The 10704-nt window shown below is 69.4% G+C and carries 11 protein-coding genes, 1 rRNA gene and 1 pseudogene (1 of these 13 cut by a window edge); all 13 read right to left on the reverse strand.

Annotated elements, in window-relative coordinates; all coding sequences use genetic code 11:
* Nucleotides 1-19 (reverse strand): 16S ribosomal RNA (locus tag G6019_RS01575) (it extends 1498 nt beyond the left edge of the window).
* 480 nt (nt 20-499) lie between these two features.
* On the reverse strand, nt 500-1780 hold the full coding sequence (tyrS, locus tag G6019_RS01580) for a tyrosine--tRNA ligase (protein WP_194305347.1): 1281 nt from the start codon (nt 1778-1780) through the stop codon (nt 500-502).
* A gap of 22 nt (nt 1781-1802) precedes the next feature.
* Nucleotides 1803-2453, reverse strand: a complete 651-nt coding sequence (locus tag G6019_RS01585) for a DNA-3-methyladenine glycosylase (protein ID WP_107756353.1) — start codon at nt 2451-2453, stop codon at nt 1803-1805.
* Nucleotides 2450-2671 (reverse strand): Trm112 family protein, encoded by a 222-nt coding sequence (locus G6019_RS01590; protein ID WP_182613217.1) that lies wholly within the window; start codon nt 2669-2671, stop codon nt 2450-2452. The genes G6019_RS01585 and G6019_RS01590 overlap by 4 nt, the downstream gene beginning before the upstream one ends.
* Nucleotides 2672-2676: 5 nt before the next feature.
* Nucleotides 2677-4116, reverse strand: a complete 1440-nt coding sequence (argH, locus tag G6019_RS01595; RefSeq protein ID WP_182613216.1) for an argininosuccinate lyase — start codon at nt 4114-4116, stop codon at nt 2677-2679.
* The gene (locus tag G6019_RS01600; protein ID WP_107756350.1) at nt 4113-5312 is read right to left on the reverse strand and encodes an argininosuccinate synthase; all 1200 of its coding nucleotides are present in this window, start codon (nt 5310-5312) and stop codon (nt 4113-4115) included. Before G6019_RS01600 ends, argH begins: the two co-directional genes overlap by 4 nt.
* Nucleotides 5313-5364: 52 nt before the next feature.
* Nucleotides 5365-5853 (reverse strand): arginine repressor, encoded by a 489-nt coding sequence (locus G6019_RS01605; RefSeq protein WP_182626939.1) that lies wholly within the window; start codon nt 5851-5853, stop codon nt 5365-5367.
* Between the two features lie 5 nt (nt 5854-5858).
* The gene (gene argF / locus G6019_RS01610; RefSeq protein ID WP_107756348.1) at nt 5859-6800 is read right to left on the reverse strand and encodes an ornithine carbamoyltransferase; all 942 of its coding nucleotides are present in this window, start codon (nt 6798-6800) and stop codon (nt 5859-5861) included.
* Nucleotides 6797-8011 (reverse strand): acetylornithine transaminase, encoded by a 1215-nt coding sequence (locus G6019_RS01615; RefSeq protein ID WP_107756347.1) that lies wholly within the window; start codon nt 8009-8011, stop codon nt 6797-6799. The genes argF and G6019_RS01615 overlap by 4 nt, the downstream gene beginning before the upstream one ends.
* Nucleotides 8008-8943 carry an acetylglutamate kinase gene (gene argB / locus G6019_RS01620; protein ID WP_182613277.1) on the reverse strand — a complete coding sequence of 312 codons (936 nt, stop codon included), beginning with the start codon at nt 8941-8943 and terminating at the stop codon, nt 8008-8010. Before argB ends, G6019_RS01615 begins: the two co-directional genes overlap by 4 nt.
* A 1-nt stretch (nt 8944) precedes the next feature.
* Nucleotides 8945-9421 carry a hypothetical protein gene (locus tag G6019_RS01625; RefSeq protein WP_107756346.1) on the reverse strand — a complete coding sequence of 159 codons (477 nt, stop codon included), beginning with the start codon at nt 9419-9421 and terminating at the stop codon, nt 8945-8947.
* Complete coding sequence (gene argC, locus G6019_RS01630) at nt 9418-10455, reverse strand: N-acetyl-gamma-glutamyl-phosphate reductase (protein ID WP_182613278.1); 1038 nt, start codon at nt 10453-10455, stop codon at nt 9418-9420. Before argC ends, G6019_RS01625 begins: the two co-directional genes overlap by 4 nt.
* A gap of 68 nt (nt 10456-10523) precedes the next feature.
* Nucleotides 10524-10704, reverse strand: a pseudogene (locus G6019_RS17050) (DUF2786 domain-containing protein); the annotation flags it as partial.

Below are 10704 nucleotides of genomic sequence, written 5' to 3' on the forward strand. Positions count from 1 at the left end.
GGATCAAACTCTCCATAAAAGCTTCTCAGCACTACAAAAAGCACAATCCAAGCAAAAAACAAACCAAAAAACTGGCTGTTTCCAAAAAACGCGACCCCCACGACAGGGATGTGAAAGGGTCGCAACCAAACAAAAAATTTGGCACTATCACAAACAAAACACACTGTTGAGTTCTCAAACAACACCACCACACCGCTCCCCGGACAGTCACCGACCACCCAGATCACGAGGGTTCTACATCAACCGCCACCCTTTTCGGGGCAACTTCTCCAGCCTAGCGCACGCGGCCCACCCAGTCAAACCAGGCAACCCACCACCATCCGGAGCACGTCGCCTCCACCAGCCCGAACCTCCCGGCCCGCACCCGCTCTCGGCGACCTCCAATAAGTTACGCAGACGTGAACCCAAACGCAAATCGCCAGGTCACGCACGCAATTCCGGGACTTGAAAGCAAGGCGGCGCCGGTCGACACCGGCGCCGCCTCACATCGTGGTCGCGATCAGCGGAGGCGCACCCCGGCGAGGTTCTTCTTGCCGCGGCGGAGCACCAGCCAGGACCCGTGGAGCAGATCATCGTGCCCGGGCGTCCACTCCGGGTCGTCGATGCGGGCGTTGTTGACATACGCGCCACCCTCGCCGACGGCGCGGCGTGCGGCGCCCTTGCTGTCACAGAGTCCGGAGGCGACCAGGAGCTCGATGATCGTTCTCGGGGCATCGGACGCCACCTCGACGGCGCCGGCGTCCTCGAGTGCGGCGCCGAGCGTCCGCTCGTCGAGCTCAGTCAGTTCTCCCCGCCCGAACAGTGCCTGGGAGGCCGCCTGTACGGACTCCGTGGCCGCCACCCCGTGCACCATGGTGGTCATCTCCTCCGCCAGGCGCTTCTGTCCCGCGCGGAGGTGCGGCGTGTCCCGGGTGAGTGCCTCCAGCTCCTCGATCTCCTCACGACCCAGGAACGTGAACCACCGCAGATAGCGGGCCACGTCCGCATCGGACGTGTTGAGGAAGTACTGGTACCACGTGTACGGGCTGGTGAGGTCGGGGTCGAGCCAGAGGCTCCCGCCACCCGTCGACTTGCCGAACTTCTTCCCGTCGGACGACGTGACCAGGGGGACGGTCATGGCATGAACCGTCTCACCATCCATCCGGCGGTTGAGGTCGACGCCGCCGACGATGTTCCCCCACTGGTCGGAGCCGCCGATCTGCAGTGTGCACCGCATGGTGCGTCTCAACTGCACGAAGTCGTTGGCCTGCAGGAGCATGTAGGAGAACTCCGTGTACGAGATCCCGTCACCGTCCAGGCGACGTTTGACGGTGTCCCGCCCGAGCATGGTGTTGAGCGAGAAGTGCTTGCCGACGTCTCGCAGGAACTGGATGGCGGTCAGATGACCGGTCCACTGCATGTTGTTGACCACACGGGCCCCCACGGGCCCCTCGGTGAGGTCGACGAACAGTTCGAGTTGACCTGTGATGCGCTCTGCCCAGTCGGCCACGGTGTCCGCGGTGTTCATGGTCCGCTCCCCCACGTCCCGGGGGTCCCCGATCATGCCGGTCGCTCCCCCGGCCAGGACGATCGGCCGGTGCCCTGCCAACTGGAACCGCCGGAGGGTGAGGAGCGGGATGAGGTGACCCGCGTGCAGGCTGGGCCCGGTCGGGTCGAAGCCGCAATACAGCGACACGGTGCCCTCGTCGAGGTGTTCACGGAGCGCGTCGAGGTCTGTCGACTGCGCGATGAGCCCCCGCCACTGCAGGTCATCGAGGATGTTGGAAGTCACGAGCGACATTGTCCCCCATCGGCGCGTCGGGCTACCACGGGGCGGGGTGCGGGGAACGCGGCGCGCGTGGACTGCGCCGGTAGGAGGACACCTCCCGGGCGCCCGTGATCCAGAACCGCCACGGGCGGTCGGCCTCACGGGACACACCCACCCGGGGTCCCGACCGGACCTGCGACGCGGGAACGGGATCAGGACGGAACGTGACCGGTGACGCCGCATCGAGGACGTCCATGCCCCGGAAGGACAGGTCGATTCCCATCACCCTCCCGAGGTTCCCCGGGCCGCGCGCCGCGTGCTCGGGGAGTATCCCGGGTCGGCGCTGCCGGGTCGCCTCGTGTCCGCCCACCACGCGGCCGGCGCGGAGGAGAACACCGCCGCCTTCCCCCGGGGGTCGGCACGTGATGTTGGCGCACTGGTGGATCCCGTGGCTCAGATAGACGTACAGATGCCCGGCATCGCCGAACATCACCTCGTTCCGCGGCGTCGGTCCCGGCCACGTGTGCGCGGCGGGATCCGGGTGGGGCGAGTCGACCGGGCCGCCATAGGCCTCCACTTCCATCACGCGTACCGCGACGGGCCCGTGGGTCAGGACACCTCCCAACAGGGACCGTGCGGCCTCGTCGGGGTCCGAGTCGCGGAGCAGCGCCCGGAAGGTGGCCCCTCCGTCCTGCGGCAGGGTCACTCGTGCGGAGCCCCGCCCGCACGGGCGAGCAGGGCCTCGTGCTCCGCCTCGTCCACCGGACGTGACTCGTCCGCCAGCAGCACCGGGATGCCGTCGTCGATCCGGTACGCGCGGCGCAGGCGGGGGTTGTAGAGCGTGTCGTCACCCGCCAGGAGGAGCGGCCCCTTGTCCTCGGGGCAGGCGAGGATCTCCAGCAGGCGGTCATCGATGACGGACATGGCGCTCACCCTACCCAGTCGGCGAGTTCGTCACGGACTTCTCCCAGTCGGCTCCGCTGCGCGGCCACCGCGGTGCCGGCGGTCCCGCCCCGTGCGTTCCGTGAGGCGATCGATCCCGTCACCGTGAGGACGTCGCGGACCTCCGGGGTGAGTGCCGGGTCGATCGAGGTCAGCTCCTCATCGGTGAGCGCATCGAGTCCCACACCGCGGGATTCGGCCACCCGGACGCACTCCCCGGCCGCCTCGTGGGCGACCCGGAACGGCACACCCTGACGGACCATCCACTCCGCGATGTCGGTGGCCAGCGTGTACCCGGCCGGAGCGAGCGCGGCGAGGCGACGCGGGTGGAACTTCAGGGTCGAGACCATCCCTGCCATCGCCGGGAGGAGCAGATAGAGCTGGGCCACCGAATCGAAGAGCGGTTCCTTGTCCTCCTGGAGATCCCGGTTGTAGGCCAGCGGTTGGGCCTTGAGGGTGGCGAGCAGGCCGGTCAGGTTGCCGATCAACCGGCCGGTCTTGCCGCGCATCAGTTCCGCGACGTCCGGGTTCTTCTTCTGGGGCATGATCGAGCTCCCGGTCGACCATTCGTCGGCGAGCGTGACGTATCCGAACTCGGGGGTCGACCAGGCGATCACCTCCTCCGCCAGGCGGGAGAGATCGACAGCGACCTGCGCGAGGACGTATGCCGCCTCGGAAGCGAAGTCCCTCGAGCTCGTGGCGTCGATCGAATTGTCCGCCGCACGATCGAAGCCGAGTTCCGCCGCGATCGCGTCCGGGTCCAGCCCGAGGGACGACCCGGCCAGGGCGCCCGAACCGTACGGCGACACGGCCAGGCGTCGGTCCAGGTCCCGGATCCGTTCGACGTCGCGCAGCAGCGGCTGCGCGTGGGCCAGGAGGTGGTGTGCGAGCAGGATCGGCTGCGCGGCCTGGAAGTGCGTCTTGCCCGGCATGACCGTCTCCGGGTGCTCGTCCGCCTGGGACACCAGCGCGTCGACCACGTCGATCACCCCCCCGGCCACCTCCCGCACCGCGTCGCGCAACCACATCCTGAACAGCGTGGCGACCTGGTCGTTGCGGGAGCGGCCGGCCCGGAGGCGGCCGCCCACCTCGACACCCACCCGGTCGATCAGGCCGCGTTCGAGCGCGCCGTGCACGTCCTCGTCCGACTCCGCCGGGACGAACGCGCCGGAATCGACGTCGGCGGCCAGACGGTCCAGACCGTCCAGCATCGCGTCGAGCTCCGGACCGGAGAGCAACCCGGCACGGTGCAACACCCTGGCATGGGCCTTCGAGGCCCTGATGTCGTAGGGCGCCAATTCCCAGTCGAAATGCGTGGACTTGCTCAGCGCGGCCATCGCCTCGGCGGGGCCTCCGGCGAAGCGCCCGCCCCACAGGGCGCCGGTGTTGGTGCCGTGTCGATCGTCCCGGCGGTCGGGTCCGCTCACAGCCCGAGGTCCCTCTTGGCGGCGATCTTGGAGCTCAGACCGTGGAGGTTCACGAAGCCCTTGGCGTAGCTCTGGTCGAACGAGTCCCCCTCGTCGTAGGTCGCGAGGTTGAAGTCGTACAACGACGAGTCGGAGCGACGGCCGTTGACGACGATGGACCCACCGTGCAGGACCATCCGGATGTCCCCGGAGACGTGCTGCTGGGTGTTGTCGATGAAGGCGTCGAGAGCGTACTTGAGCGGAGAGAACCACAGGCCGTCGTAGACCGCGTTGGACCACTCGTCGGAGACCCCTGACTTGTACCGGGCCAGCTCCCGCTCGAGGGTGACGTCCTCGAGCGCCTTGTGCGCGGTGATGAGGATCATCGCACCCGGCGCCTCGTAGACCTCGCGACTCTTGATCCCGACGAGACGGTCCTCGACCATGTCCAACCGACCGACACCCTGGGCCCCGCCGCGGCGGTTGAGCTCGATGATGGCCTCGAGCACGGAGACCTTCCGCCCGTCGATCGCCACCGGGACGCCCTCCGAGAAGGTGACGGTGACCTCGTCGGGAGCCGCGAAGTTGAGGGTGGGGTCCTCGGTGTAGTCGTAGACGTCCTTGGTGGGAGCGTTCCACAGGTCCTCGAGGAACCCGGTCTCCACCGCGCGGCCCCAGACGTTCTGGTCGATCGAGAACGGGGACTTCTTCGTCACGTTGATGGGGATCTCGTTCTGCTCCGCGAACTCGATGGCCTTCTCGCGCGTCCAGGCGTAGTCCCGGACCGGGGCGATGACCTCGAGGTCGGGGGCGAGGGCGCCGAAGCCCACCTCGAAGCGGACCTGGTCGTTGCCCTTGCCGGTGCATCCGTGGGCGACGGATGTCCCACCGTGCATCTTGGCGGCGGTGACCAGGTGTTTGACGATGAGCGGTCGGGAGATCGCCGAGACCAGCGGGTACTGCCGCATGTACATCCCGTTGGCCTTGATCGTGGGCGCGCAGTACTCGTCGGCGAACTCGTCGCGGGCGTCCACGACGATCGACTCCACGGCCCCGCAGTCCAGGGCACGCTGCCGGATGACGTCCATGTCCTCACCGCCCTGGCCCAGGTCGATGGCGACGGCGACGACCTCGGCGCCGGTCTCCTTGCCGATCCAGCTGATGGCTACTGACGTGTCGAGGCCGCCGGAGTAGGCGAGGACTACGCGATCGGACATGGTGTGCTCCTTTGTTGTTCGGGTCGGAGAGTATCGGGTCGGGCGGTGGCGGTCAGACCGGGCGCCGGGCCAGCGAGGCCAGCCGGTCCGCGAGCTCAGCGCCCCCGACGGGCTCACGGGCCATCACGAATATGGTGTCATCCCCGGCTATCGTGCCCACCACGTCGTCGAGGTTCGCGCGGTCGAGCGCGCTCGCCAGGAAGTTCGCGGCGCCGGGCGGAGTGCGCAGGACAGCGATGTTGCCACTGTGGTCCGCGGAGACCAGGAGGTCGCCGAGCAGCCGGCCGAGCCGGTCGGTGCCCCCGGGGATCCCGGGGGCCCGGCTGCCGTCCTCCGGGATGACGTAGCGACCAGCCCCGCCGTCCGCGGCCCGGAGCTTGACGGCCCCGAGCTCGTCGAGATCGCGGCTCAGGGTCGCCACCGCGACGGCGATGCCCTCCTCGGCCAGGGCCTCCGCCAGCTCGGTCTGGCTGCGGACGGCGCGACGCTCGAGGATCTCGGCGATCCGCGCGTGTCTGGCGGTCCTGCTGACCGTGCCCATCGTGGTCACGACCGCCCCATGAGCCAGACGAGCAGTGCCTTCTGTGCGTGGAGCCGGTTCTCGGCCTCGTCGAACACTCGGCTGCGGGGCCCGTCGATGACCTCGGCCGTGATCTCCTTGCCGCGGTAGGCGGGGAGGCAGTGCAGGACGATGACATCGTCAGACGCCTTGTCGACCGAGTCCTGGCCCAACCGGTAGTCGGCCAGGTCGCGGATCCGCTCTGTCGCCGAGTCCTCCATCCCCATCGACACCCAGGTGTCCGTGATGAGGACGTCGGCCCCGACCACCGCCGCGTCGACGTCGGTCGTGATCGCCACGGAACCGCCGGTCCCCGCCGCGACCCGCTCCGCGTCCGCGACCACCTGGCCGGTCGGCTGGTAGCCCTCCGGCGCGGCGATGGTGATGTGCATGCCCGCGGTGGCGAACCCGAGCAGATACGAGTGCCCCATGTTGTTCGCACCGTCACCGAGGTACACCGCACGCAGGCCCGCCGTGCGACCGAAGTTCTCCCGGATCGTCAGCAGGTCCGCGAGGATCTGACACGGGTGGAACTCGTCGGTCAGCGCGTTGACCACCGGTACGTCGGAATGCGCGGCGAGCTCCACGAGCGCGTCCTGCGAGTACGTCCGCCAGACGATCGCCTCGACGTAGCGCGACATCACCCGGGCGGTGTCCGAGAGGGTCTCACCCTTGCCCATCTGGGTGGATCCGGACTCCACCACGATGGCGTTCCCGCCCAGTTGGGCGATGCCGGCATCGAACGAGAACCGCGTCCGCGTGGACGTCTTGTCAAAGATGACGGCGACCGAGCGCGGACCCTCGAGCGGGCGGGCCGAGAACGGGTCGGCCTTGAGCCGCAGACCCAGATCGAGGACCTCGGCCTGTTCCTCGGGGCTGAGGTCGTCGTCACGCAGGAAGTGTCGCACCGACGGTGTAGCTGCGGTCATGGGGTGGACTCCTTCGGGGTCGCCGCGTCGAGGATCGCAGGGAGTCCCGCGACGAACCGCGCGGCCTGTTCCTCGGTCAGGATGAGCGGTGGTGCGAGGCGGACCACGTCCGCGGTGGTGGCGCCGACGAGGTACCCGGCCTCCCGGGCCGCCCCTTCCACCGACTTGGCGAGCGGGGCGGTGAGGACGACGCCCAGCAGCAGGCCGCTCCCGCGGACGTGGTCGACGAGCGGGTGGTCCAGGCATTCGATCTCCGCGGCGAGGATCTTCCCCAGCCGGTCCACGTGCGCGACCAGGTCGTCGGACTCGATCGTGTCGAGGACCGCCAGTGCGGCCGCGCACGCCACGGGGTTACCTCCGAACGTGGTCCCGTGCTGGCCCGCGGTGAGTAGTTGCCCGGCCGCGCCGACCGCGAGGCAGGCCCCGATCGGCAATCCCCCTCCCAGGCCCTTGGCCAGGGTGATCACGTCCGGGACCACCCCTGCCCGCCGGCTGGCGAACATCGCACCGGTGCGGCCGATCCCGGTCTGGACCTCGTCGACGATCATGAGGATGCCGTGCTCGCTACACACCGCGCGCACCTCTGACAGGAAACCCTCGGGGGGCTCGACGACCCCGCCCTCGCCCTGGAGCGGCTCCAGGATGACGGCGGCGGTGTCCCCCGGAGCCTGTCCGACGAGAGCGGTGAGGGCCTCGATGTCTCCGTAGGGGAAGAACTCGACCCCGGCGGGCATCGGCTCGAACGGCTCCCGTTTGGCGGGTTGGCCCGTCATCGCGAGCGCGCCCATGGTCCTGCCGTGGAACCCGTTCTCGGCCGCGAGGATCCGTGAGCGGCCCGTCCGGCGGGCGATCTTGAACGCCGCCTCGTTGGCCTCCGCGCCGGAGTTGCAGAAGAAGGCGCGGACGGGCTCGTCCACCGCCAGCAGCGACTCGAGCCGTTCGGCCAGCGCCACGACCTTCGGGTGAATGTAGAGATTGGACACGTGGCCCAGCTCGGCGACCTGGCGGCTGACCGCGTCCACCACCGCCGGATGTGCGTGGCCGAGCGCGTTGACCGCGATCCCGCCGAGCAAGTCCACGTACTCGCGGCCGTCGGCCGAGATCACGGTGACGCCCCGGCCCGAGACGAGCTCCAGGGGCGGGGTCCCGTAATTGCGCATGAGAGCGCTCTCCCACCGTGCGGTGAGCGATGGGGTGTCGGATCCGGTCATGTCGCGCCTCCTACCGGTGTGCGGATCTCGTGGTCACCCGCGGTGACCATGGTGCCGATGCCGCCCTCGGTGAGAATCTCGAGCAACACGGAGTGTTCGACGCGCCCGTCGATGACGTGGGCCGCCCGCACCCCGCCCTGGACCGCCCGCAGGCACGCCTCCATCTTCGGGACCATCCCGCTCTCGAGTGACGGGAGCATCTTCTCGAGCGGACCGGTTCCGAGGTGCGTGACCAGTGAGGACCGGTCCGGCCAATCGGTGTAGAGGCCCTCGACGTCGGTGAGGACGACGAGCTTCTCGGCACCGAGCGCGGTGGCCAGTGCACCGGCGGCGGAATCGGCGTTGATGTTGTGGACGGTGCCGTCGGCATCCGGTGCGATGGTGGACACGACCGGGATGCGGCCGGCCTCGATGAGGTCCAGGACGGCAGCGGGGTCGACCGACTCCACATCGCCGACCAGCCCGATGTCGGTCGGCTCGCCGTCGACCATCGCCGTCCGCCGGACGGCGGTGAACAGCCCCGCGTCCTCCCCGGAGATCCCGACCGCGTACGGACCATGCGCGTTGATCAGGCCCACGAGTTCCCGGCCGACCTGGCCGAACAGCACCATTCGGACGATGTCCATGACCTCCGGGGTGGTCACCCGGAAGCCTCCGCGGAACTCGCCCTCCATCCCCAGTCGGCCGAGCATCGACGTGATCTGGGGGCCGCCACCGTGGACGACGACCGGCTTGAGGCCACAGGTCCGGAGGAACACCATGTCGGCCGCGAACGCCGCCTTGAGCTGGTCGTCGATCATCGCGTTTCCGCCGTACTTCACCACGACGATGGTGTCGTGGAACTTCTGCAGCCAGGGCAGCGCCTCGGCGAGGACGTGCGCGCGGACGAACGGCGTCAGTTCGGTGGACCCGTCGTTCATCTTGGTGGTCATGTCAGGCCTCTTCCGGCTGGTCGGGAACGGTCAGGGTCAGGCGCACGTCGGCGCCCCCGCGGTGGCGGAACGCGAACTCCACCCCGTCCGTGGTGCGTGTGGGCTCCGGCCACGGCGACCGATCGGTGTCGGGTCGGAAGACCAGGACCTCGATCGGACCGACCTCGCCACCGGATCGGGCGCCGACGAACCGGGCGACGTCCTCCGCGACGGAGTGCGTGAACGTGAAATCCTGCCCGGTGTCCCCGGATCCGGGTCCGCCGAGCAGGACCACCGCTCGGATCGCCGGAACCTCGGCGCTCAGAATGCTCCACCGTAACTCCGCGGCACCCGCACCCTCGCCGTGGACCTCCAGGACCGACGTCGTGCCCGGGGGAGCCACCCAGAACAGCGCGTCGTTCCCGACCGGATCGGACCACGACTCGAGTCCGTGGGCGCGGCCACCGGATACCGCGCCGGACGAGGCGCCCACCGTCACGGTGCGAGGCCGACCGTGCTGAGACCGGCCGTCTCCGGGAGTCCGAGAGCCAGGTTCATCGACTGGATGGCGCCACCGGCGGTGCCCTTGGCGAGGTTGTCGATCGCAGCCGTGAACACAGCACGTCCGGCCCGCTCGTCGACCTCGATACCCAGTTGGACGGCATTGGACCCGAGGACCGAGGCGGTCATCGGCTGCACTCCCACGGGCAGCACGTGGACGAAGGGCTCGTCGTCGAACGCCTCGGCATACACCCGCCTCAGCTCCTCCGCGGTCGCGGTGGTCGGGGCGACCGCCGTGGTGAGGATTCCCCTGGCCATCGGGGCCAGGACAGGGGTGAAGCTCACCGACACCCGCGACTCGGTGACCCCCCGCAGGTTCTGGGTGATCTCGGGAGCGTGACGATGGGTGGTGACGCCGTACGCCTTCGCCGAGCCCATGACCTCCGAGGCGAGCATCGGCACCTTGGCGGACTTCCCCGCACCGGAGGCGCCGGTGACCGCGACGATCGTGATCCCCGACGCGTCGACCAGGCCGGCAGCGACCGCCGGGAACAGCGCGATGCTCGCCCCCGTGGGAAAGCACCCGGGGACCGCGATACGGCGGGTCGACCGCAGCGCCTCACGCGCGCCGGGGAGTTCGGGCAGACCGTACGGCCAGGTGCCGGCATGGGCGGAGCCGTAGTAGGCCTCCCAGTCCGCGGCGTCGGAGAGCCGGAAGTCCGCGCCCAGGTCGACGACGAGGACGTCTGGCCCCAACTGCTCGGCGATCTCCGAGGAGTGCCCGTGCGGCAGTCCCAGGACCACGACGTCGTGACCGGCCAGGGTGTCAGCACTGGTCTCGACCAGGACACGGTCCGCGAGCGGGAGGAGGTGGGGATGGTGCTCGGCCAGCGGCTGGCCCGCGTTGGACCCCGCGGCCAGCGCGCCGATCTCCATCTCACCCGACACCACCGCGGGATGCCCGAGGAGGAGGCGGAGGAACTCCCCTCCCGCGTAACCCGATGCACCCGCGACTGCCACTGTGATTGCCATGCGCACGAGTATGCAACATCATGCAATCTTTTGCACGTCCGCGGCCGTCCGCGCCACCCCCGGCCCGATCACGCCCCGATCTGACGCCGCCCGCCACCGAAGCGGCTCTGCCCGAGATCCACCGAGCCGCCCACCCGACGCCCTTCCTGAATCCCCGAGGAACCCACGCGACGCCGCGCGCCACGGACCGCGGACGGGAAGCGACGCCGCAGCTCACTGTCCGCTCGCTGGGCGTCGGACCGCAGGACG

The organism is Dietzia sp. DQ12-76 (assembly GCF_014145045.1).
GTDB lineage: Bacteria > Actinomycetota > Actinomycetes > Mycobacteriales > Mycobacteriaceae > Dietzia.

Bases quoted from the DNA above. Each gene is read 5' to 3' on its own strand.
- argF (WP_107756348.1), bottom strand. From the start codon at position 6,800: ATGACCGCAGCTACACCGTCGGTGCGACACTTCCTGCGTGACGACGAC.
- tyrS (WP_194305347.1), bottom strand. From the start codon at position 1,780: ATGTCGCTCGTGACTTCCAACATCCTCGATGACCTGCAGTGGCGGGGG.
- argC (WP_182613278.1), bottom strand. From the start codon at position 10,455: ATGGCAATCACAGTGGCAGTCGCGGGTGCATCGGGTTACGCGGGAGGG.
- G6019_RS01605 (WP_182626939.1), bottom strand. From the start codon at position 5,853: ATGGGCACGGTCAGCAGGACCGCCAGACACGCGCGGATCGCCGAGATC.
- G6019_RS01590 (WP_182613217.1), bottom strand. From the start codon at position 2,671: ATGTCCGTCATCGATGACCGCCTGCTGGAGATCCTCGCCTGCCCCGAG.
- G6019_RS01600 (WP_107756350.1), bottom strand. From the start codon at position 5,312: ATGTCCGATCGCGTAGTCCTCGCCTACTCCGGCGGCCTCGACACGTCA.
- G6019_RS01615 (WP_107756347.1), bottom strand. From the start codon at position 8,011: ATGACCGGATCCGACACCCCATCGCTCACCGCACGGTGGGAGAGCGCT.
- argB (WP_182613277.1), bottom strand. From the start codon at position 8,943: ATGACCACCAAGATGAACGACGGGTCCACCGAACTGACGCCGTTCGTC.